Source organism: Streptomyces canus (genome assembly GCF_030816965.1).
Classification (GTDB): Bacteria; Actinomycetota; Actinomycetes; order Streptomycetales; family Streptomycetaceae; genus Streptomyces; species Streptomyces canus_E.
Map to the genome: position 1 here is coordinate 8,602,034 of NZ_JAUSYQ010000002.1, position 26,027 is coordinate 8,628,060.

Sequence of the window (26,027 nt, forward strand, 5' to 3'; positions counted from 1 at the left end):
TATGGCGATCAAGGCCTCTCCGTTGGTGAACAACATGCTTTTCGTTCTCATTGGTGAGCGTTTGTTGCAGGCGAATGAGGATCTGGCTGGTGCCAGTCATGTGTCGTACCGGCGGTTGGCGAGGAATCTGGATGAGTTGTCCGATCTCATCGAGCAGTCTGTTGCGGGTGCTGCGAGGTCGTTGCCGGCTCAGGTCGGGCAGGATTATGTCCGTGCGATGGGTACGTTCGTGGACGGCGGGGGGACTGGTTACCTGAGGAAGTTCTCGGCGGATCTGGACGGAATTGCCGATGACCGGGTGAGGGCTTCGTATCAGATCCTGGAGTCCAAGTGGCAGATCATTGCTGAGGTGATCCGGCTTCTGATCGAGTTGGCTGTTGCCTTTGCGTTGTCCATGTTCAGTGGTGGGGCGGCTTTGGGTCGGGCGGCTGTGGCAAGGGCCCGTAGTCGTGCTGCGATCTTGGTGATTATGGCTGCGCTTCAGCGGCATGCGCTGCCGGCGGTGAGTGAGGCGTTCGAGGAGGCTTTCGAGACGTTCGCGGTGCGTCTGGGCATGATCGCTTTCACGTCTGGCGCGTTGAGTCCGAAGGGTTTCGACTGGAAGCAGATCGCGCAGGACGGGCTGATCGGCGGGATCATGGGGGCTGTCCACCACCCTCTGGCTGGTTTGTTGCAGGGCGCCACTGACGCGGCGAAGAAGGCTTTCAAGCGCGGGGCGCCGGTGAAGGATTTCGCCGGTGATGTTGTTGCGAAGACCGTTGCCAGGACGGAGGCGGCCGGTGTCAAACGGTTGCCTGGTGGTGGGGATGGTGTGGGGTTGGAGGGGCATGCGCATGCGCATGCGCATCCGGGAGTGGCGAGCAGTTCTCTTGCCGAGGGCGGTTCGGAGGCGTTGGCGGAGTTCGTGGGAAATGGGCTTTTCTATGGTGGGTGGTCCACTTCCTGGTCGACGTTCACCGGCGCGTCCCTCAGCGGTGTGAGCTCGCATGGGCTGCACTCGGGTGCGGTGGCGTCGGGTACGTGGATCAACAGCAATTTCGTGGTCAAGACCCCGCCTGTCATGGATGGTGTGATGAACACCGGGGTGGGTCCGGAGTTCGCGGAGGGGCAGGACGGCCGTGGTGCGGCTGGTGGTTTCGTGGGTGGTGTCCACGATGGCGGGGTTGGTGATGGTGGGGCCGGTTCGGAGTCGCTGACGGGGACTGTGTCCGTGGGTGTTTCGGGCATGGGGCGTTCTGAAGCGGGAGTTGGTCCGGGCGAAGTTTTGGAGCAGCGGATCGCTGGTGCTGCTTTCCCGGTTCCTGTGGTGGGCGGGCCCGGTGTGCGGGGGGCTGTTATGGGGCCTGTTGAGGGGGCGGCATCGCGTTCTGGTAGCGGTGAGGGTTTGTCGGGTGTGGCTGGTGTGGGTTCGGCGAGTGGTGTGGCGGATGCCGGTAGTGGGCAGGCGCGTGCTGTTGCCGGGCGGGGTGAGGGCGTTGTTGAGGGTGCGGGCCCTGGTGTGGTGGGGGCTGAGGGCGCGGGTGACGGTGTTGCCGCGGGTGTGGTGGGGGTTCCGGCTGCTGGGGGTCTTCCGGTAACGGCTGCCGGGCCTGTTGCGGGGGCTGCGGTGTCTGGTGCCGGTGTGGTCCGGGCTGAGGTGCCGCGCTCTGGTGCGGTCGTTTCGCAGGCTGCGCCCGCGGTTGGTCCCGCGTCCGTGTCAGGGCTGGTGGGGACCGCTTCTGGGGATCCGGCTGTGGGTGAGGGCCGTGCGTACGACGGTGATGGTGTCGTTGTCGGTGAGTCGGCGGAGGGTCCTGCGGGGACGGTGGCGGGGGCCCCGGCGGCTTTTGTGACGTCCGCGGAGGCGGTTTCTGGCTTTGTGGGTGCGGTGGAGCAGTCCACGGGCGGGGCGGGGCCCGTGGGTGTCGCTGGTGGGGGCCGGCCTGGGGCGCGGCTCGATGGTTCGGGGGCCGGTGGTGGCACTGCCGTGCCTGCTGATTCTTCCGGTCGGTCGGTCCGGGGCGAGGCCGCTGCGGTCGCGCCCGCGGTTGTGGAATCTGCCGTGGATTCTGCGGTGGATTCTGCGGTGGTGCCTGGGGGCCCGGGGAGTGCGGGTGGGCGGTTGCCGGGTGTGCCGTTTGCTGCGGGGGAGGTGAGGAGTGAGCGGTGGAGTCCGTTCGGTGCCGGTGGTGTGGGGTCGCAGGCGTTCGAGTTCACCCCGGCCGGTCCTGGGATGCGTAAGGTGGAGCGGGTTTTCGACGGTGAGCGCGTCGAGTTCGACGCACCGTGGGAGGTGCGGCAGCCTGCCGCTTCGGGGGAGCGGGACCAGGTCGGGTATGCGTGGGCCTGGCATCGTGGGGAGACGCTGGGGCAGGACACGATCCGGCTGACGCGGCGGGTGCATGTGGTGGCGCTGGAGGGCGTGGGCGCGGAGCAGGTCACGGCGTACCAAGATGGGGTGTCGCGGGGGTTGGAGGAAGTGGTCAACGGCCGTGAACCCCGGCTTCCCGTCCTGCAGCACGACGAGGTCACCGGCCCGCGACGGCCCGATCCGCTGCTGCGGCTGAGGGTGGAGTGGGTCGACTCCCCCGAGCAGGCGGACACCGTGGTGCAGCTCCATGGCGGCTCGCCGGACCAGGGCCAGATGCGGCAGCGGAACTGGTACATCGGTGCGGGTCCTGCCGGCGCCGTCCACGAACTCTTCCATGGCTACGGTCCGCTGGACGACGAGTCCGACGATCGGGTGCTGCTCACTCCGGTCACCCGGGCCGAGCAGGAGCTCGGCCCGGATGAGTACAGTGCGATGGCCGATCCCCGTAAGGCCGCGGGTAAGCGGATCGTCCTGACGTCCGACCATCTCCGGCAGATCGCCGCTGTCCTCACTCCCTACCTCGGCCGTGTGGCGCCCGGTGAGTATCTTCGTAAGGCGGGTTTGTTCGGCGACGAGTCACGCGCCGCCGATGTGGACCCGGCCATGGACCACCGCGCGGAACCCGCGGGACAGGCGCAGGACGAGGCCGGGGACGGAGCCGGGGACGGGTGGCACGAGGCAGCGGACTTCGCCCAGTCCGTGGGACTGGACGGGATGCTCGACGAGGCTTCGGCGGGCGAGGAGGAAACGGACGGACAGCCTCCGGCCAAGAAACAGCGGCGGGACGATGCGGACGGCGAGCGGTCCGGCGAGCAGGAGTTCGGCGAGCACGAGGTGAACCTCTCGGCAGCGGAGTTCGGGCTGCCTTCCAGCCCGGATTCCCGGGCGGTGTCGCCCAGCGAGCGGTCCGGCGAGCAGGAGTTCGGCGAGCACGAGGTGGACCCCTGGGCAGCGGAGTTCGGGCTGCCTTCCAGCCCGGATTCCCGGGCGGTGTCGCCCAGCGAGCGGTCCGGCATGGCCGAGGAGGAGTGGGCGAACGGGTGGGGCTGGTCGGGCTTGTCGCCTTCGGGGACGGAGGACGGGGCGGTGGACCGGGAGCCCGCGGCCGAGGGAGCCGGGGGGCCGAGGTCGGTGTCCGGCGCTGCCGGTGGCGCCGCCGGGGTTCTCGGCAAGCGGCTGCGATCGCTGGATGAGCCGGACCAGATCGGCGAGTTCGTGCGTGGGCTGGACTTGGCCGAGGTGGAGTCCGGGTGGGACTCCGGCGTGGAGCGGGAGGGGTCGCAGGCTGAGTGGTCCGGCGTGGATGGGGCTGCTTTGGCCGCCGGTGCCGTCGATGGCTTGAGGGGGCCGGAGTTCGGTGGTGGCCGGGCAGAGCCCGGATCTGGGTGGGATGACGGTGTCCGCGGCCAGGACGCGGGGGTGAGTGGCGCCGGTGTGGAGTCCGGGGACGGGGCCCTGCCGAACCTGGCGGAGTTGCTGCCGGAGCCTGCCAGCGAGGCGGAGCCGGCGAGGCCTGACCTCGACGTCCCGCACTTGCTGAATAGTGCCGCGGGCGCCGAGCACCGCGACGCCGAGTCCCGCGCGGTTAGCGGGCCGGCGGAGCAGAAGGGCCTGCGGGAGCGCCTGGCCTCCCTGCAGAAGGATCTGGGGTTGTCCGACAGTGCCATGTCCCAGGCCCTCGGGGCCAACAGGGAGAGGGTGTGGGCCTGGAAGAATAAGAAGATTGTTATCGGAGACGTGTTCGCCAGCCGGATCAACGGGATGCACGCGCTGGTGGCGAAGGCGAAGGAGAAGGGGCTGCCTGGGTTCGACCGCAAGGCGTTCCTCGCGGCGTGGCAGGCGCGGCCGGAGAACCGTGCGCGGGTGGGCGGTCGTGGCATGCTGTGGTCCGGACCGGATGACGCTGCCGCGGACCGGGCCAGCGAGATCCCGTCCTACAAGATCCTTCTGAGGCTCCTGCAGCGCACGCTGGGCGGTCGCGGGTACGATCCCGTGGCCGCGAAGCTCAGCGCCGGAGGGAAGCGCGTCGATGCGGCGGTGGTGCGTGACTGGGCAGGGGTCAGGGCAAAGGTCAGGGTAAAGGTCAGGGTGACCCCGGACCTGGAATGGATCGACCGGATCCGCGAAGTGGCCATCGAAGAGGTCGGCTCCGACAAGCTCGAGGATTACCAGAAGACCCTGAGGCAGCTGGAAGACCTGTCGCATGCGCTGGGGTCGGACGCGGAGGCGGACAAGCTGCTCGACTTCCCCAAGCTGAAGGTGTCCCGCTTGCTGCGAGGCTATTACCTGGTGGATGAAGAGCTTGCCGCCAGGATCGACGCGGAGTTCGGGCGGCGGTTGCCGGTCGAGGCGCGCGGGGAAGCCCCGGCGGGAGCCGAGGGAGCCGGGGGAGCCGGGGGAGCCGGGGGGCCGAGGTCGGTGTCCGGCGCTGCCGGCGGCGCCGCGGGGGTTCTCGGCAAGCGGCGGCGATCGCCGGATGAGCCGGACCAGATCGATGAGGTCGCGCATGGGCTGGAGTGGGTCGAAGACTCCGGCGTGGAGCGGGCGGGGTCGCCGGCTGAGCGGTCCGGCGTGGATGGGGCCGGGGCGGTGGAGCGGGAGCCCGCGGCTTTGCCGTCCCGCGACGGAGCGTTGGCTGAGCAGCAGTTGTCGGAGAATCGGTTCGACGGGCCGTTTCTCAGCGAATCGGACGGCGCGTTGGACGGGGATGGCCTGGCGAGGCCCGTGGCGGCCGATCCCGCCGCCGACGGCACCCGGTTTGTCGACGCCGGTGTGGAGTCCGGGGACGGGGCCGTGCCGAACCTGGCGGAGCTGCTGCCGGAGCCTGCCAGCGAGGCGGAGCCGGCGAGGCCTGACCTCGACGTCCCGCACATGCTGATCCGTGCCGCGGTCGCCGAGCACCGCGACGCCGAGCCCCGCGCGGTTAGCGGGCCGGCGGAGCAGAAGCGCCTGCGGGAGCGCCTGGCCTCCCTGCAGAAGGATCTGGGGTTGTCCGACAGTGCCATGTCCCAGGCCCTCGGGGCCAACAGGGGGAGGGTGTGGTTCTGGAAGAATAAGGAAATTGCTATCAACCCCGAGTACACCCGCCGGATCAACGAGATGCACGCGCTGGTGGCGAAGGCGAAGGAGAAGGGGCTGTCTGGGCTCGACCTCAAGGCGCACCTCAAGGCGCACCTCAGGGAGTGGAAGGTGCGGCCGGAGAACCGTGCGTCGGTGGGCCCGGGTGGCACGGTGCGGTCCGGATCGGATGACACTGCCGCGGGCGCGCCGGTGGGCCCGGGTGGCACGGTGCGGTCCGGACCGGATGACGCTGCCGCGGGCCGGGCCAGCGAGATCCTGTCCTACAAGATCCTCCTGAAGCTCCTGCATCGCAAGCTGGGCGGTTACGGGTACGGGGACGTGGCCGCGAGGCTCAGTGCCGGAGGGGAGCGCTTCGATGCGGCGTTGGTGGGTGGCTGGACAAAGGTCAAGGTAAAGGACGAGGTAGAGGAGGGGGTGACCCCGGACCTAGAACAGATCAGCCGGATCCGCGCTGTGGCCGTCGAAGTGGTCGGGTCCGACAAGCTCGAGGCTTACCAGAAGACCCTGACCCAGCTGAATGCCCTGACGCGTGAGCTGGGGAAGCACGCGCGGGTGGCCACGCTGCTCGGCGTCAGCGGGCGGGCGGTGTACTCCTGGCTGCGAGGCACTCACCTGGTGGATGGGAAGCTTGCCGACAGGATCGACGCGGAGTTCGGGCGGTTGCTGTTTGCTGCGGGGGAGGTGAGGAGTGAGCGGTGGAGTCCGTTCGGTGCCGGTGGTGTGGGGTCGCAGGCGTTTGAGTTCGCCCCGGTCGGTCCTGGGATGCGTAAGGTGGAGCGGGTTTTCGACGGTGAGCTCGTCGAGTTCGACGCACCGTGGGAGGTGCGGCGGCCTGACGCTTCGGGGGAGCGGATCGGGGTCGGGTATGCGTGGGCCTGGCATCGTGGGGAGACGCTGGGGCAGGACACGATCCGGCTGACGCGGCGGGTGCATGTGGTGGCGCTGGAGGGCGTGGGCGCGGAGCAGGTCACGGCGTTGCAAGGTGAGGTGTCGCGGGGGTTGGAGGAGGTGGTCAACGGCCGTGAACCCCGGCTTCCCGTCCTGCAGCACGACGAGGTCACCGGCCCGAGACTGCCCGATCCGCTGCTGCGGCTGGGGGTGGAGTGGGTCGACTCCCCCGAGCAGGCGGACACCGTGGTGCAGCTCCATGGCGGCTCGCCGGACCAGGGCCAGATGCGGCAGCGGAACTGGTACATCGGTGCGGGTCCTGCCGGCGCCGTCCACGAACTCTTCCATGGCTACGGTCCGCTGGACGACGAGTCCGACGATCGGGTGCTGCTCACTCCGGTCACCCGGGCCGAGCAGGAGCTCGGCCCGGATGAGTACAGTGCGATGGCCGATCCCCGTAAGGCCGCGGGTAAGCGGATCGTCCTGACGTCCGACCATCTCCGGCAGATCGCCGCTGTCCTCACTCCCTACCTCGGCCGTGTGGCGCCCGGTGAGTATCTTCGTAAGGCGGGTTTGTTCGGCGACGAGTCACGCGCCGCCGATGTGGACCCGGCCATGGACCACAGCGCGGAACCCGCGGGACAGGCGCAGGACGAGGCCGGGGACGGAGACTGGGGCGGGTTGCTCGGGGCAGCGGACTTCGCCCGGTCCGTGGGACTGGACGGGCTGTTCGACGAGGCTTCGGCGGGCGAGGAGGAAACGGACGGACAGCCTCCGGCCAAGAAACAGCGGCGGGACGATGCGGACGGCGAGCGGTCCGGCGAGCACGTCGACTGGCTGCCGGGGGTTCGCCACTCTCCGACCCGCATGGATCTTTCCCTCCTTGACCCGGACGATCGCTCCTATGTGGTAGCCGGCATCGTCGGCGAACGGCTGTTCCGTTTCTCCGGCGAGTCGGAGATTCCGGAGCTGGTCTTTTGGAACGGATTCCAGTCCGGTGGCGCCGACGTGGCCCCCCGTCTGCTGGACTGGGTGGATCTGCTGGGCTGGGTGGAGGGGGGCGGATCCGCGCCTTTCGTCTCGACCACCCGGAATCCCCGCGGCGCCGATCGCTACCGCTACGAGATCGATCCGGCCTGGAACGCCGAATCCGTCGGTGTCGATGTCGGAGCCACGCTCCGCAGGCAGCAGCAGGCCGGCCTCATCCCGGACACGTGGGCCCACCCCCGGCCCGAGGAACAAGAGGTGGTCTTCCTCGGCTCCATCGCCCCGGAGGCCGTCCGCAGCGTCTACGACCAGGTCGGAGATCGTACGGGTTTCTGGGATCCGACGCGCGGGCGCGTCGTCTGGCTGGCGGGGGATCGCCACTCTCCGACCTCCATGGATCTTTCCCTCCTTGACCCGGACGATCGCTCCTATGTGGTAGCCGGCATCGTCGGCGAACGGCTGTTCCGTTTCTCCGGCGAGTCGGAGATTCCGGAGCTGGTCTTTTGGAACGGATTCCAGTCCGGTGGCGCCGACGTGGCCCCCCGTCTGCTGGACTGGGTGGATCTGCTGGGCTGGGTGGAGGGGGGCGGATCCGCGCCTTTCGTCTCGACCACCCGGAATCCCCGCGGCGCCGATCGCTACCGCTACGAGATCGATCCGGCCTGGAACGCCGAATCCGTCGGTGTCGATGTCGGAGCCACGCTCCGCAGGCAGCAGCAGGCCGGCCTCATCCCGGACACGTGGGCCCACCCCCGGCCCGAGGAACAAGAGGTGGTCTTCCTCGGCTCCATCGCCCCGGAGGCCGTCCTCAGCGTCTACGACCAGGTCGAAGATCGTACGGGGGTCTGGAACCCGGACACTCAAAGCATCGAATGGGCTGAGGGGCAACTCCAGGGCAGCGAGGTGCGGCCGGACAGCACGGGACGGTGGGTCGGGCGCTGGGGGGGCTCGCTCCATATCAGGCGCTTCGAGACGCGGCGGTACCGGCTTGCGGCGGGGGACTTCGAAACCCGCGCGGTAGTCCGCATATTCCTCGACCGAGTAGACGGCGCGCCCGTCACCGAGGACCAGTTGGGCGAGGTGGCTCGGCGGGCCCAGGAGGGTGTCCAACAGCGGTACAACGGCGGCCACCGCCTTCCCAGCGGGGACCTGTTCCGCGTCGACCTGCAGTTCGTCACCCGCGCCCAGGACGCTCATCACACCGTCACGGTGCACGCCGAGTACGACCGGGCGAACCACAAGAACTGGCCGGTCACCGAAGACGACTATGTCCTGGCCCACGAGGTGGGACACCTGCTGGGCCTGACGGACGAGTACCGCGAGAACACGTGGTACGGCGACCGCACGGTGTATGAGGACGAGTCCCTGATGGCCGGTTTCGAAGTGGACGACAGGGGACGCCCGATCCTGGACGCGAACCACCTGGTCGTTGGCGCGGGCTTGCACCGGAGGCGGATTGCCCCCCGTCATCTGCGCCAGATCGGTTCGGCCATCGAGGCTGCCCTGGGGACGGCCCTTCTGCGGTCCAGAGGTCAGGTGGTGTTCTCCACCGCCGACACACTGCGGCCCCGGGTGGACGGGCTGCCGACTCGCGCCCACTTCTCCCTGGAGACCCGGTCGGCCGTGTTGTATGGCGAGCCTCGCGCCGGGGGCGGCGGTCATCTGCCGCCCAAGGGCATGACGTGGCGTCCGCGGCCGGTCGCGCTGGAGGGGACGGCCAACCCCAACGGGACCTATCGCGCCGAGTACCCGGGGCTCCGGGTGCGGCCGGAACTCGCGGACCGCTCGCGGACCGTCGCGGGCGACCTGCACGTTCCGCAGAGGCAGCCGCAGCGCGGTCAGATGATGTTCCCCGCCCACTGGGATGAGGACCACGCCGTCTACGCCGCTGAACAGGCCTACCTGCATGCCCTGCGGGAAGGCAACGTCCTCCCCGTCGAGGGCAGGCCTGGCGTCTATGTCTGGACCGGTGAGTACGACGGAGTGCGTATCACGGGGGAACTCGCCATCGGCCCGCCGCACGCGGGCTTCTTCCGGGACCGCGCCGACGACGGCGACCGCGAGATACTCGGTCTGTGGGCGGGAGACAGCAGCACGTTCACCGGATTCCGTCCCTCCGACGACCAGCCCGACACGCCCGGCCCCGCCCACGCGGCCCCGCCGCAGGTAGTCGGGCCGGACATCGGCCCGGTCTTTGGCCAGCGGGTCGAGGACGTGGCCCGGTACGGCGACCCCCGCGCCCGCAGCGGCGCATACCACGAGCCCAAGGTGGATCGGGCGACACAGGAGATTTCCTACGGCCTGATGATCGAGCGTGTCTGGACGAATCACAACAAGACGTGGGAGGCCAGCGTCTTCTTTCTCGACCCCGCGCTGCGCCCGGGAAGCCGCGAGGGGAGTGACCCGCGCAATTGGCATCTGCACCAAGACGGGCGCCACCACGTCATGTTCCCCAAAGAGTGGGATCCGCAACAGGTGCTGTCCGCCGTTGAGTCGGCGCACGACGCGGCCATCGCCGCGGACACGCTCCGGGCGGTGGACGACCCCGGCGCCTACCACTGGATCGGCGATGCGGCCGTTGAGTCGGCGCACGACGGGGGCATCGCCGCGAATACGGTCCGGGCGGTGGACGACCGCGGCACCTACCACTGGGTCGGCGATGCCGATATGGTCCGTATGGAGGGCCTGGTGCGGGACGGCCATCATGTCGCCTACCGGCCCACGCAGATGCAGCCGTACAGCAGCTGGCCCGGCCATGAGCCGGTCGGCGAGGCGGTCACCCGCGGGGAATGGGTCTTGCCTTTCGCTGTCCGGCACGTGCTGTTCGACAACGGGCAGCAGGGCCTGGACTTCACGAAGCGGATCCACCTGGTCGTTCCGCCCGGCACCGACAACAACGAGCTCAACGAGTTCTGGAGCCGACTGCCGGGGCTGACCGACGCATACGGCCAATCCGCGCGGGGATCGCGGAGGGACGGAGCGCTGGTCCGTCTGTCGTTGGTGCGTGCCGCGAGTCCCGAGGAAGCCCACCACTCATTCCCGGTCGGTGACCTGGACTTGCTGGGAGCCATGGACGACGTGCTCCCGAATCTCTCGGAGCTGCATAGCCTCGCCGAAGTTCTGCTGGACGAGACGGCGCCGGCGGCCGACGCATGGCGGCCGACCGCCGGTACCGAGGAAAAGGCCCTGCAGCGGGCCCTCGGCCTTCTCGACCTGGCGGACCCCTTCGACGGGTTTAGCACGCTGCGCGAACCCGACCCGGCGGATACCGAGGAAAAGGCCCTGCAGCGGGACCTCGGCCTTCTCGACCTGGCGGACCCCTTCGACGGGTTTAGCACGCTGAGCGAACCCGACCCGGCGGGCTCCGGCGCGCGGTTCCGTCCCTCCGACGCCACGGGGCAGGACAACGTCTCCTCCCGGATCGAGTCGGCGGCCGACGAGCGCCGGTCGCCGGGCGTCGGCCGTTCCCCGTCGAGGCGTGTCTCCCCGGCCGTGGCGCCCCAGGAGGGCGAGACTGCGGCCGTCCAGCAGCCACGGCCCGCAGAGGAGCCCCCAGTGGGCTACCCCCCGGTGGACGAGATGGTGCACGAGACGGATAGCCCCTTCCCGGAACAGGCGCTTGTCACAGGAGAGCGGGTGCGGCGGTTCGATGAGGCGGACTCCGTGCAGCAGTCCCCGCACGATGCGGACGGCGAGCGGTCCGGCGAGCAGGAGTTCGGCGAGCACGAGGTGGACCCTTGGGCAGCGGAGTTCGGGCTGCCTTCCGGCCCGGATCCCCGGGCGGTGTCGCCCAGCGAGCGGTCCGGCACGGCCGAGGAGGAGTGGGCGAACGGGTGGGGCTGGTCGGGCTTGTCGCCTTCGGGGACGGAGGACGGGGCGGTGGACCGGGAGCCCGCGGCCGAGGGAGCCGAGGGAGCCGGGGGGCCGAGGTCGGTGTCCGGCACTGCCGGTGGCGCCGCCGGGGTTCTCGGCAAGCGGCGGCGATCGCCGGATGAGCTGGACCAGATCGATGAGTTCGCGCATGAGCCGGACTGGGCCGAGGTGGAGTCCGGGTGGGACTTCGGCGCGGAGCGGGCGGGGTCGCCGGCTGAGTGGTCCGCCGTGGATGGGGCCGCTTTGGCCGCCGGTGCCGTCGATGGCTTGAGGGGGCCGGCGTTCGGAGGTGGCCAGGCAGAGCCCGGGTCTGGGCGGGACGAGGGTGTCCGCGGCCAGGACGCGGGGGTGAGTGGCGCCGGTGTGGAGTCCGTGGACGGGGCCGTGCCGAACCTGGCGGATCTGCTGCCGGACCAGATCGGCGAGTTCGCGCGTGGGCTGGACGGGGTCGAAGACTCCGGCGTGGAGCTGGCGGGGTCGCAGGCTGAGCGGTCCGGCGTGGACGGGGCCGGGGCGGTGGAGCGGGAGCCCGCGGCTTTGCCGTCCCGCGACGGAGCGTCGGCTGAGCAGCAGTTGCCGGAGAATCGGTTCGCCGGGCCGTTTCTCAGCGAATCGGACGGCGCGTTGGACGGGGATGGCCTGGCGAGGCCCGTGGCGGCCGATCCCGCCGCCGACGGCACCCGGTTTGTCGACGCCGGTGTGGAGTCCGGGGGCGGGCCCGTGCCGCACCCGGCGGAGCTGCCGGCGGGGCAGGAGCGCCTGCGGGAGCGCCTGGCCTCCCTGCAGAAGGATCTGCAGCTGAAGTCCGTCCGTGCCGTGGCCCGGGCATTCGGGGCCAGCCGGTCGACGGCGTGGGCCTGGAAGAGGGGGTCTGTTGTCGGATCCGAGTACGCCCGCCGGATCAACGGGCTGTACGCGCTGGTGGAGGAGGCGAAGGGGCGGCCTGAGTTCGACCCCAAGGTGCTCCTCGCGGAGTGGCGGGCGCGGCCGGAGAACCGTGCGCCGGTGGGCGCGGGTGGCACGGTGCGGTCCGGACCGGGTGGCATGGTGCGGTCCGGACTGGATGACGCTGCCGCGGGCCGGGCCAGCGAGAGCCTGTCTTACAAGATCCTCCTGAAGCTTATGCAGCGCGAGCTGGGCGGCGGCGGGTACGTGGCCGTGGCCGCGAGGCTCGACGCCGGATGGGAGTCCGTCGATGCGGCGTTGGTGCGTGGCTGGATAAGGGGCGGGGTAAAGGGCGGGACCCCGAACGCGGAACAGATCAGCCGGATCCGCGCTGTGGCCGACGAAGTGATCGGCTCCGACACGCTCGAGAAGTACCAGAAGACCCTGACCCAGCTGGAAGCCCTGACGCGTGCGCTGGGGAAGTACGCGCGGGTGGCCGAGAAGCTCCACGTTACCCAGACGACGGTGTCCAACTGGCTGCGAGGCACTCGCCTGTGGGATGAGGAGCATGCCGCCAGGATCGACGAGGAGTTCGGGAAGTTGTTGGTCGAGGCGCGCGGGGAAGCCCCGGCGGGAGCCGAGGGAGCCGGGGGAGCCGGGGGGCCGAGGTCGGTGTCCGGCACTGCCGGTGGCGCCGCCGGGGTTCTCGGCAAGCGGCGGCGATCGCCGGATGAGCTGGACCAGATCGATGAGTTCGCGCATGGGCCGGACTGGGTCGAAGACTCCGGCGTGGAGCTGGCGGTGTCGCAGGCTGAGCGGTCCGGCGTGGATGGGGCCGCTTTGGCCGCCGGTGCCGTCGATGGCTTGAGGGGGCCGGCGTTCGGCGGTGGCCAGGCAGAGCCCGGGTCTGGGCGGGACGAGGGTGTCCGCGGCCAGGACGCGGGGGTGAGTGGCGCCGGTGTGGAGTCCGTGGACGGGGCCGTGCCGCACCCGGCGGAGCTGCCCGCGGAGCCGGATGAGCCGGACCCGATCGGCGAGTTCGCGCGTGGGCTGGACTTGGCCGAGGTGGAGTCCGGGTGGGACTCCGGCGTGGAGCGGGCGGGGTCGCCGGCTGAGCGGTCCGCCGTGGACGGGGCCGTGCCGCACCCGGCGGAGCTGCCCGCGGAGCAGAAGCGCCTGCGGGAGCGCCTGGCCTCCCTGCAGAAGGATCTGCAGCTGAAGTCCGTCCGTGCCGTGGCCCGGGCATTCGGGGCCAGCCGGTCGACGGCGTGGGCCTGGAAGAGGGGGTCTGTTGTCGGATCCGAGTACGCCCGCCGGATCAACGGGCTGTACGCGCTGGTGGAGGAGGCGAAGGGGCGGCCTGCTGGGAAGGGGCGGCCTGGGTTCGACCCCAAGGTGCTCCTCGAGGAGTGGCGGGCGCGGCCGGAGAACCGTGCGCCGGTGGGCCCGGGTGGCATGGTGCGGTCCGGACTGGATGACGCTGCCGCGGGCCGGGCCAGCGAGAGCCTGTCTTACAAGATCCTCCTGAAGCTTATGCAGCGCGAGCTGGGCGGCGGCGGGTACGTGGCCGTGGCCGCGAGGCTCGACGCCGGATGGGAGTCCGTCGATGCGGCGTTGGTGCGTGGCTGGATAAGGGGCGGGGTAAAGGGCGGGACCCCGAACGCGGAACAGATCAGCCGGATCCGCGCTGTGGCCGACGAAGTGATCGGCTCCGACACGCTCGAGAAGTACCAGAAGACCCTGACCCAGCTGGAAGCCCTGACGCGTGCGCTGGGGTCGCACGCGCGGGTGGCCGAGAAGCTCGGCGTTACCCAGACGACGGTGTCCAAGTGGCTGCGAGGCACTCGCCTGTGGGATGAGGAGCATGCCGCCAGGATCGACGAGGAGTTCGGGAAGTTGTTGGTCGAGGCGCGCGGGGAAGCCCCGGCGGGAGCCGAGGGAGCCGGGGGAGCCGGGGGGCCGAGGTCGGTGTCCGGCACTGCCGGTGGCGCCGCCGGGGTTCTCGGCAAGCGGCGGCGATCGCCGGATGAGCCGGACCAGATCGATGAGTTCGCGCATGGGCCGGACTGGGTCGAAGACTCCGGCGTGGAGCTGGCGGTGTCGCAGGCTGAGCGGTCCGGCGTGGAGGGGGCCGCTTTGGCCGCCGGTGCCGTCGATGGCTTGAGGGGGCCGGCGTTCGGCGGTGGCCAGGCAGAGCCCGGGTCTGGGCGGGACGACGGTGTCCGCGGCCAGGACGCTGGGGTGAGTGGCGCCGGTGTGGAGTCCGTGGACGGGGCCGTGCTGCACCCGGCGGATCTGCCCGCGGAGCCGGATGATCAAAGCGACCTTCACGGTTCGGACTTCTCGTTGCCGTTGGGTGATGGGTCTGCTCGGCCCGGTGAGGTGACCGAGCGTTCTTGGGGGCAGTCCGAGGAGCAGGATCACGCGGCGGGTGTGCCGTTTGCCGCGGGGGAGGTGAGGAGTGAGCGGTGGAGTCCGTTCGGTGCCGGTGGTGTGGGGTCGCAGGCGTTCGAGTTCGCCCCGGTCGGTCCTGGGATGCGTAAGGTGGAGCGGGTTTTCGACGGTGAGCTCGTCGAGTTCGACGCACCATGGGAGGTGCGGCGGCCTGACGCTTCGGGGGAGCGGATCGGGGTCGGGTATGCGTGGGCCTGGCATCGTGGGGAGACGCTGGGGCAGGACACGATCCGGCTGACGCGGCGGGTGCATGTGGTGGCGCTGGAGGGCGTGGGCGCGGAGCAGGTCACGGCGTACCAAGATGGGGTGTCGCGGGGGTTGGAGGAAGTGGTCAACGGCCGTGAACCCCGGCTTCCCGTCCTGCAGCACGACGAGGTCACCGGCCCGCGACGGCCCGATCCGCTGCTGCGGCTGAGGGTGGAGTGGGTCGACTCCCCCGAGCAGGCGGACACCGTGGTGCAGCTCCATGGCGGCTCGCCGGACCAGGGCCAGATGCGGCAGCGGAACTGGTACATCGGTGCGGGTCCTGCCGGCGCCGTCCACGAACTCTTCCATGGCTACGGTCCGCTGGACGACGAGTCCGACGATCGGGTGCTGCTCACTCCGGTCACCCGGGCCGAGCAGGAGCTCGGCCCGGATGAGTACAGTGCGATGGCCGATCCCCGTAAGGCCGCGGGTAAGCGGATCGTCCTGACGTCCGACCATCTCCGGCAGATCGCCGCTGTCCTCACTCCCTACCTCGGCCGTGTGGCGCCCGGTGAGTATCTTCGTAAGGCGGGTTTGTTCGGCGACGAGTCACGCGCCGCCGATGTGGACCCGGCCATGGACCACCGCGCGGAACCCGCGGGACAGGCGCAGGACGAGGCCGGGGACGGAGCCGGGGACGGGTGGCACGAGGCAGCGGACTTCGCCCGGTCCGTGGGACTGGACGGGCTGTTCGACGAGGCTTCGGCGGGCGAGGAGGAAACGGACGGACAGCCTCCGGCCAAGAAACAGCGGCGGGACGATGCGGACGGCGAGCGGTCGACGGATGTGGACATGGAGGGTGTGTCCAGGGCCACGCCACGACCCACCGCTGAGGAGACCGGGCACGACCGGCCGTCCGGGCCGGGCGACCTGGGGTCGGACGGCCAAACGCAGGCGCGGCGCCAGGACGCCGACCCGGGACACTCCGAGCCACCGGTCGTGCCACCCGTGTCCGGCGTGGCGCCTGCGGTGAACCACGACACGGCGCCCAGGCAGGTGTCGTTCGAGTCGGAGTCCACTCTGGAACCCATCGAGGATCCCCGTGAAGGAGGGGTCCACCCGGGCGAGTTGGACTTCTTGCTCGAGTCGGTCTCCGGCAGGGACTCCAGCCAGGTTCCGACTGCCGCCGATGGGGAGGGGGCCGGCGGCTGGAGCGTGCGGGGTGACGTTGACGGCGCGCAGCGATCGAGCCCGGGCATGCCGCGGGGCCGGCTGCTCAGGGTTCCGGCCGATGGCTACTGCCTGATCTACTCGCTGGTGGCGAGTGACCCGCAGCAGGTCCTCGACACGCTCTCACGGCAGGACGGCGATGCTTCCACCACGCACGCGTGGCTGAGCGATCCGACCGCGGTCCGGCGGGAGCTGGACAACAGGGCGCAGTTGGTCTCGCGTGGCCGTGTCCCCGAACGGAGCGCGGCGGATGCCACCATCGAGGCCGTGCGGAACACGGTCGCGAACTACCTGACCGGCAGCCGGGGCTACCTGCCCCCGCAGGTCGTCGGCCAGTTCCGGCGGAGCGTGGTCCAGGACTACCGGGGGCGCCTGGAGAGCATGGACCGCGATCAGCTCATGGCGGACGCGCAGCGGCTCGGCGTCGACCGCCTCACCCACCCGGAGGCGATCAACCCGGCGGATCTGCGCACCGGCTACATCCAGGCCCGCACCCAGGAGCTCATCGGCACGGGGATGACTCCGCAGGAGGCCCGGGGTGTCGCGGAGGCCGAGGTCCCGGTGCGGAGCGGGGCCGACGCCACAGGCAGCGTGTTCGTCCTGTCCGACGACGCCCTCAGTCCCCGGGAGCAGTTCGACTACCTCCAGGCACGCGGCGGGCTGCCCGCGCTCGACACGCTCTCGCCCGAAGGGCTGCGTGATGTGCTGGCGACCGAGTACCCGCAGAGCACGGCGCCGCTGGACGACCAGGAGTTCGCGACCGTTCGGCACGCGGTGCGGAACTGGAACACCATGTGGGCCAGCGACCAGGGAGAGATCTTCCTGCCGCTGATGGCCCACGCCTTCGGACGGCAGGTGAACGTGCTGCGCACCGGCGGGGCGGGCGGCCAGGGGTCCGCGCGGCTGGTGGAGACGGTCGGACCGCAGGGCGCCCCGGGGATCGAGTTCTTCTACAACACCACCCACTACAGCGGCAGCGACGCCGACGCGGCCCTGATCGGCGACGAGTCACGCGCGGCCGATGTGGACCCGGCCATGGACCACCGCGCGGAACTCGCGGGACAGGCGCAGGTCGAGGCCTGGGACGGAGACTGGGGCGGGTTGCTCGGGGCAGCGGACTTCGCCCGGTCCGTGGGACCGGTCGGGGTGGTCGGCGAGGCTCCGGCGGGCGAGGAGGAAGCGGACGGACAGCGGCCGGCCAAGAAACAGCGGCGGGACGATGCGGACGGCGAGCGGTCCGGCGGGCAGGAGTTCGGCGACCACGAGGTGGACCTTTCGGCAGCGGAGTTCGGGTGGGACTCCGGCCCGGATCCCCGGGCGGGGTCGCAGGCTGAGTGGTCCGGCGTGGGTGGGGCCGCTGTGGCCGCCGGTGCCGTCGATGGTTTGAGGGGGTCGGCGTTCGGCGGTGGCCAGGCAGAGCCCGGATCTGGGCGGGATGACGGTGGCCGGGGCCAGGACGCGGGGGTGAGTGGCACGGGTGTGGAGTCCGGGGGCGGGCCCGTGCCGAACCTGGCGGATCTGCTGCCGGGCCAGAGCGATGAGTTCGCGCGTGGGCTGGGCGGGGTCGAAGACTCCGGCGTGGAGCGGGTGGGGTCGCCGGCTGAGTGGTCCGGCGTGGATGGGGCCGGGGCGGTGGGTCGGGAGCCCGCGGCTTTGCCGCCCCGCGACGGAGCGTCGGCTGAGCAGCAGTTGCCGGAGAATTGGTTCGCCGGGCTGTTTCTCAGCGGATCGGACGGCGCGTTGGACGGGGATGGCCTGGCGAGGCCGGTGGCGGCCGATCCCGCCGCCGACGGCACCCGGATTGTCGACGCCGGTGTGGAGTCCGGGGACGGGCCCGTGCCGAACCTGGCGGAGCTGCTGCCGGAGCCTGCCAGCGAGGCGGAGCCGGATGAGCCGGACCTCGACGCCGGGCCCCGCGCGGTTGGCGGGCCGGCGCGGGGCGGCGAAGCCGCGGGCTCCCGGCGGCCCGTGGCGGCCGATCCCGCCGCCGACGGCACCCGGATTGTCGACGCCGGTGTGGAGTCCGGGGACGGGGCCGTGCCGAACCTGCCGAGCCTGGCGGACCTGCTGCCGGAGCCGGATGAGCCGGACCTCGACGTCCTGCACGAGCTCATCCGTGCCGCGGTCGCCGAGCACCGCGACGCCGAGCCCCGCGCGGTTGGCGGGCCGGCGGAGCAGAAGCGCCTGCGGGAGCGCCTGGCCTCCCTGCAGAAGGATCTGCGGCTGAAGTCCGGCAATGCCATGGCCCGGGCACTCAGGGCAGGCCCGTCGAGGGCGTCGACCTGGAAGAGGAGGGCTGCCATCGGATCCGAGTACGCCCGCCGGATCAACGAGCTGCACGCGGTGGTGGAGGAGGCGAAGGCGCGGTTTGGGTTCGTCCCCAAGGTGCTCCTCGCGGAGTGGCAGGCGCGGCCGGAGAACCGTGCGCCGGTGGGCGCGCGTGGCATGCTGCGGTCCGGACCGGATGACGCTGCCGCGGGCCGGGCCAGCGAGACTGGGCTGGACTTGGACGAGGTGGAGTCCGGGCGGGACTTCGGCGAGGAGCAGGAGCTCCTGCGGGAGCGCCTGGCCTCCCTGAAGAAGGGTCTGCGGCTGGAGTCCGACCGTGCCGTGGCCCGGGCACTCAGGGCCAGCTCGTCGAGGGCGTCGGTCTGGAAGAGGAGGGCTGTCGGACCCGAGTACGCCCGCCGGATCAACGAGCTGTACGCGGTGGTGGAGGAGGCGAAGGGGCGGCCTGGGTTTGACCCCAAGGTGCTCCTCGCGGAGTGGCAGGCGCGGCCGGAGAACCGTGCGCTGGTGGGCGGGCATGGCACGGTGCGGCCCGGACCGGATGACGCTGCCGCGGGCCGGGCCAGCGAGAGCCTGCCCCCCCAGGTCCTCCTGCAGCTCATGAAGGACGAGCTGGGCGAGCCCGGGTACGGGGCCGTGGCCGAGAGGCTCAGCACCAGAGAGAAGCCCGTCGATGAGGCGTTGGTGAAGGGCTGGACAAAGGTCGGGGTAAAGCGCGGGGTAAAGAAGGGGGTGACCCCGGGCCGGGAACAGATCAGCCGGATCCGCGCTGTGGCCGTCGAAGTGATCCACCCCCGCAAGCTCGAGGCTTACCAGAAGACCCTGAGGCAGCTGGTCGCCCTGACGCGTGCGCCGGGGTCGCAGGCGCGGGCGGCCGACGAGCTCAAGGTCGGCCAGTCGACGGTGTCCAGCTGGATGCGAGGCATTCTCCTGGTGGATCCGGTGCTTGCCAGGAGGATCGACGCGGCGGCCGGGCTGCGGTTGCCGGTCGAGGCGCGCGGGGAAGCCCCGGCGGGAGCCGAGGGAGCCGCGCAAGGGGTGAGGCGCCGGTCGCCGGGCGTCGGCCGTTCCCTGCAGAGGGGGTTCTCCCCGTCCGTGGTGCCCCAAGAGGGCGAGACTGCGGGCGTCCAGCAGCCACGGCCCGTAGAGGAGCCCCCGGTGGGCCACCCCCGGGTGGACGAGATGGTGCACGAGACGGATGGCCCCTTCCTGGCACAGGCGCTTGTCACAGGAGAGCGGGTGCGGCGGTTCGATGAGGCGGACTCCGAGCAGCAGTCCCCGCAGCGGTCCGGCGCGTCCGGCGTGTCCGAGGAAGGTTTCGAGGGCGACTCGGATGAGTCGGAGTCGTCGTCCGGCTCATCCGTCGCCTGGGGGCCAGGCGACTCGGATGAGTCGGAGTCGTCGTTCGAGGCGGAGTCGGATGGGTCCAGCCGCCGAGGTTTCGATGAGTCGTTCCGGCCCTCGTTGTCGTTCGGCTCGGACTTGGGCGCGCAGCGATCGAGCCCGGGCGCGCCGCGGGGCCGGCTGCTCAGGGTTCCGGCCGATGGCTACTGCCTGATCTACTCGCTGGTGGCGAGTGACCCGCAGCAGGTCCTCGACACGCTCTCACGGCAGGACGGCGACGCTTCCACCACGCACGCGTGGCTGGGCGACCCGACCGCGGTCCGGCGGGAGCTGGACAAGCGGGCGGAGCTGGTCTCGCGTGGCCGTGTCCCCGAACGGAGCGCGGCGGATGCCACCATCGAGGCCGTGCGGAACACGGTCGCGAACTACCGGGGCTACCTGCCCCCGCAGGTCGTCGGCCAGTTCCGGCGGAGCGTGGTCCAGGACTACCGGGGGCGCCTGGAGACCATGGACCGCGATCAGCTCATGGCGGAGGCGCCGCGGCTCATCAACCCGGCGGATCTGCGCACCGGCTACATCCAGGCCCGCACCCAGGAGCTCATCGGCCCGGGGATGACTCCGCGGGAGGCCCGGGGTGTCGCGGAGGCCGAGGTCCCGGTGCGGAGCGGGGCCGACGCCACAGGCAGCGTGTTCGTCCTGTCCGACGACGCCCTCAGTCCCCGGGAGCAGTTCGACTACCTCCAGGCACGCGGCGGGCTGCCCGCGCTCGACACGCTCTCGCCCGAAGGGCTGCGTGATGTGCTGGCGACCGAGTACCCGCAGAGCACGGCGCCGCTGGACGACCAGGAGTTCGCGACCGTTCGGCACGCGGTGCGGAACTGGAACACCATGTGGGCCAGCGACCAGGGAGAGATCTTCCTGCCGCTGATGGCCCACGCCTTCGGACGGCAGGTGAACGTGCTGCGCACCGGCGGGGCGGGCGGCCAGGGGTCCGCGCGGCTGGTGGAGACGGTCGGACCGCAGGGCGCCCCGGGGATCGAGTTCTTCTACAACACCACCCACTACAGCGGCAGCGACGCCGACGTGGCCCTGATCGGCGAGGTGAAGCCGCTGAAGAAGCCGCTGGGGATGGAGCCGGAGGAGGCGGTCCGGAAGGGCTTGAAGGCTTGGGCGGATTACAGGGCGGCCTACTACGACCCGCTGTTGATCAGGCGCTTCGAGGCGCAGCGGTACCGGTTGCAGAACGGCGAGTTCGAGACCCGCGCGGTGGTCCGCATATTCCTCGACGTCAAGGATCCCGAAGACGACTATCCCATCACCTCGGATGAGGTGGATCAGCTGAAGGAGCGCGCCCAGGAGGCTGTCCACAAGTGGTACAACCGTGGCTACCGGCTTCCCAACGGGGACCTGCTCCGGGTCGACCTGGAATTCGTGTCGGATCCCAAAGCCCCTCGCCACCACGTCGTCAATCTGCACGCCAAGTTCAAGCGGGAGAACCACAAGAACTGGTCGCTCCGCCTCGTCCTTGAGCCCGAAGTGATTGCCCATGAGGTGGGGCACCTGTTGGGTCTGGATGACGAGTACCGCGACGGCGAGGACTTCGGCTTGCGCGCGGTCTATCTGGACGCTTCTTTGATGGACGGCCCCGGACGCGTGGACGGTAGGGGGCGCCCGGATGTGGACGGCGACCATCCCAGCTACGACCCGGACCAAGTCCCGGGCCAGTGGCGGCTCAAGCCCCGCCATCTGCGCCGGATCGGAGCGGACACCGAGGGCGCCCTGGGCACCGCCCGCCTCCGGGTCGACGGCGAGCCGGTCTTCTCCACCGATGAAACGCTCCAGCCCCGAGCGGATGGGCTGCCGACCCGCCCCCACATCCCCCTGGACGTCCGGGAGGCCGCGCTGCACGGGGATCCCCGCAGGGGGGTCGGTGGGCACCTGGCGCCCCGGGGGATGTCGGATCGCCTGCGGCCGGAACGGCGGGGGCCGAACAACGCCAACGGGACGTACCCCGCCGAGTACGTCGCGGCCGACGGCCTGACCCCGCGGCCGGCGCTGGGCGACCGGGTGCGACAGGTCGCGGGCGACCTGGCGGTGCCCTGGAGGCGGGATCAGATTCAGATGATGCTCCCCGACCACTGGGACGAGGACGACGCCGTCTACAACGGTGAGCAGGCGTACCTGGATGCCCTGCGCAACGGCAAGGTCCTCCCGGTCATGGGGAAGCCCGGCTACTTCACCTGGGAGGGCGTGTACGCCGGGGTGCGGTTTACAGGGGAGCTGAGCCCCTACGGCTCGATCACGGGATTCCGGCCTTCCGACGACCAGTCCGGCCTGAAAGCCCCCGACTACGCGCCGCTGCCCCTACCGGCCCGCCGGGAGAGCTCGCTCCGCGCGCCCACTGGCAGCACGGTGACCTTGAACCCTGGCAGGTCGCTGACCACGACGTTCCACGGGAGCAGTCAGACCTTCGGGTCCGACGGGACGGTGACATTCCCGGACGGGACAAAGCGCAGTGTCAGCCCGGGTACGGAGGTGGCCTATCTGGACGGCAGTACGACGATCCTGAACCCGGATGGGACATTCACCATGAGGTTCCCGGACGACCGGGGCAGCACGGAGATCGATCCGTCGACCTGGCTGGTCAGCATCATTCAGCCGAACCGTCCGCCCAGCGAGCTGTTGTTGGTCCCACCGCAACGCTGGGAGAACTTCCTCCGCACGCCTACTCGCGGCACGATCACCTTGAACCCTGACAGGTCGCTGACCATGACGTTCCCCGACGGGAGCAGCCGGATCTTCTCTCCCGGCGGGATGGTGGTGACGACGTCTCCGGACGGGATGACGGTCAGTCACTTTCTCGCCCCGGGTAAGAAGATAGCCAATGCGGACCGCAGTACGACGATCCGGAACGCGGATGGGACATTCAATGTGAGGTTCCGGAACGGGAGCCTCACGCATATCGATCCGTCGACCAGGCTGGCCCGTACCTATCAGCCGAACCGTCAGCGCAGCGCGGTGTTGTTGGGCCCACCGGCCCGCCGGGCGCCCTCGCTCCGCACGCCCAGTGGCGGCACGGTGACCGTGAACCCTGGCAGGTTGCTGGCCATGACGTTCCCCGACGGGATCAGTCAGACCGTCGGGTCCGACGGGACGGTGACGAGGAGGTTCCCGGGCGGGAGGACGCGCAGCGCGAAGCTCAACCCGGGTCAGATGGTGACCAATCCCGACGGCAGTAGCACGATCCGGAACGCGGATGGGACATTCACCGTGAGGTTCCCGGACGACGGGAGCAGCACGGAGATCAATCCGTCGACCAGACGGGCCGTCACCACTGAGCCGGACGGTTCGGTCAGCGCGCTGGTGTTGGTCCCGGGCTTCGACCGGCGGGTCGAGGACGTGGCCAGGTACGGTGTCCGCCGCACCCGGGACGGCGCCTACCACGCGCCCAAGGAGGGCCAGCAGAGGAACCACGGCCTGCGGATCGGGCGCGGCAAGATGCACGACAACGGCACCTACCAGGCCCCCGTCTACTTCCTCGACCCGGCGGTGCCCTTCCGGGACGAGCGGGCAGAAGGCTGGACCCGCTGGCGTCTGCACCGAGACGGGTCCGAGCACACCATGTTCCCCGTCAAGTACAAATCCGCCGAGGTGCTGGACCTCGTGGACGAGGCGCACGCCGCGGGTACGTTGGACGACCGCACCTATCGCCGGGTCGACGACCGCACCTATCACTGGGTCGGCGAGGCCAGGGGGATCCGCATCGAGGGCCTGGTCCGGGACGGCCAGCACGTCGTGTACCGGCCCACGCAGGTGCAGCCCCACCTCCGATGGCCCCAGGCGAAGTGGATCGGCGAGACGCCTGTCGTGCCGGTAACGTTCGCCCGCGAGGGGCAGAACTTCCGCGAAGGGGGGGACTTCGGTTTCGATGTCCAGCGCGTGCTGTTCCCCAACGGACAGTGGGGCCTTGACCTCACGGCCCGGATCCACCTGGCCACCGAGCCCGGTACCGACCCCGACCTGGATGCCTTCTGGACACGCATGCAGGCGGAGGTGGCCAGCGCCTACGGCGGCATCGCGCGTGCGGACGGGGCACCGCCGGTCCGCGTCTCGTTGGTCCGCGTCGAGAATCCCCAGACGGCGCACCGCCTGGTCAAGGTCGGACCGGAGAGCATCGAAGAGATCCGGGACGGCCTGCCGCAGCGCCTGGGCGTGCGGCCGGACGCCGACGAGCTCAAGGGCTTTGCCCAGCACTTTGCCCAGCTGCCGGACGGGGCGGCGCCGACCGCCGACGACTGGCTGCCGCCCGGCGGCACCGACCCGGCGAAGGGGCGGGCGGCCATCGACCACGCCCTCGACCTGGCAGACCCGTTCAGCCGGCCCACCACGCTCCGCGAACCCGACCCGACGGATTCCGGCACGTGGAATACCCCTTCCTTGTGGGAACGCTTTATGGAGGTTGCCGGGGCTACCTGGGCGAGGATCGTTGAGACGTTCGGTTCGTGGTCCTCAGCGGCCCGGTACTGGCTCGATCGCTTTGTGGAGTCTGCCCGGAACTTCCTGCGTGGGCCGGGCCCGAGCCGCACTCCTAGGCCAGGTGAGCCGGAGCAGGAGCGGTCTGGTGGGCGGTTGGTGACCGGGTCGGCCGATGGGGAGGAGACCGACGCCCGGACCGCGCAGGGTGACGTCGACGCCGCACAGCGACCGACCCCCGGCCTCAACGAGCAGTCGCCACAGGCGACCACGGATGGGGCGCCCGCGGACGGCGAGTCGGCTACGGCGCCCCAGAACCGCACCACCCCCCGAGCAGCGGGGACCGGCGGCCTCGGCGTGGTCGCCGAGCAGCACGAGTTCTCCATGGGTGTGTTGCGGGGGTCCCCGGAAGGATCCAGCGGATCGCCGGAACCGTCCAGCGACGCGGAACCTGCCGAGGTCGACCATGTCCACCAGCACCTGCTCTCGGCAAGCTCGGAGTCCGCATCCGCTGAGTCCGCGGACCGGGACCAGGAGGCCTACGACGCGTGGTGGACGTTCCATGGCGGGGAGGAGTCCGGGCCCGAAGCAGCGACCCAGACCGACTACCGCGGTCGGCCTGCGCAGGATCACGCCACCCAGGTCGCGCCGGAGGGCGACGACACACCGACCGTGGAGTGGGCCGACCCGGATACGGCGCCTGCTGTCGATTACCGGGTGGCCGTCGGCGATGCCCGATCCGGGGCGGAGCGCGCGGGCTCGACGGCGGAGGCAGTGCCTGCGCGGGGCGGGCCACAAGCCCCCGCGGCCGCTGAGCCGCCGCCGCCCCCCGTGGACGAGCAGGTGGTGGACCCTGCCGAGGACGCGCACCTGGTGCGGGATCCCATGGAAACCGGCTCCATGGTGGAGGACCGGGAATCCGAGGAAGACGCCGTGGATCTGGCACCCGCGGTGGACTACGACATTGAACGCCGGCCTGCGGTGGAGCCGGAGGAAGCGGGACGCGCCGCCCCCGAGCGTGGTGCGTCGCCTGCGCGGGACACCGGATCCGAGGAGGGCGCCGGGTCCGAGTCCGACGCCACGGGGCAGGACAACGTCTCCTCCCGGATCGAGTCGGCGGCCGACGAGCGCCGGTCGCCGGGCGTCGGCCGTTCCCCGTCGAGGCGGTTCTCCCCGGCCGTGGCGCCCCAGGAGGGCGAGACTGCGGCCGTCCAGCAGCCACGGCCCGCAGAGGAGCCCCCGGTGGGCTACCCCCCGGTGGACGAGACGGCCGGTTCGGAGCCGGCTGTAGCCGTGGATGAGCCGGCGCCTTCCTTGGTCGAGCGTTTTGTGGGCTCTGTCCATGTGCGCCCTGCCGAGCGCGCGTACCTGGAGGGCATTGGGTCCGCGTCCGAGACGGCCGCGGTGTCACCGGTCGGGCCGGAGGGGGAGAGCACGTTCGAGCAGTCGGCGCCGGTATCTGTCGCCAATGGGCCGGGGTGGGTCGGTTATGTGCCGTCTGCTGTTGCGGAAGGTACTCCGGCTGGGGAGTTGGCCGGGGCGGATGCGGCGCATGGGGTCGATTCCGGCGGCGCCGGGGGCGAGTCGGGCGGTGGTGAGGCAGTGTCAGGTCCGAGGGAGGGGACGGGGCATCGGCGTGACATCGCGGATGGTACGGTGCCGTCCCGGACACTCGACGAACTGCTCGACTCTGCGGCGGTGCTTGACACTCGTGTGGGGCGCGAGCAGGTGGGACGGCTGCCGTATTCAGCGGCGGCCGCGGCTACTTGGCTTCTGGCGCCCGACGAGCGGCTTCCTCTGCGCGATACGCTCCGTCGCGAGGATCTTGCGGAGCTGCTGCGCAGGGGTTCGGAGCTCTTCCCGGTGGAGGTGCGGGAGGAGTGGGCCCGGCTGTCCGGCCAGGAGGGGGGCGGTCTGCTGCCCGGGTAGTCGTCTCCCGTGTGTGTCGCGGTGCTGGGGGCGCGGCCAATCGTGGCGCGTCCGTGTC

The 26,027-nt window shown here is 70.8% G+C and carries 1 protein-coding gene; it reads left to right on the forward strand.

The annotated features are described in order from the left end of the window. The first annotated feature begins 1 nt into the window (after window position 1). On the forward strand, window positions 2-25,969 hold the full coding sequence (locus QF027_RS40405; protein ID WP_307080386.1) for an EndoU domain-containing protein: 25,968 nt from the start codon (window positions 2-4) through the stop codon (window positions 25,967-25,969). Window positions 25,970-26,027: the final 58 nt, after the last annotated feature.

Bases quoted from the DNA above. Each gene is read 5' to 3' on its own strand.
- QF027_RS40405 (WP_307080386.1), top strand. From the start codon at position 2: ATGGCGATCAAGGCCTCTCCGTTGGTGAACAACATGCTTTTCGTTCTC.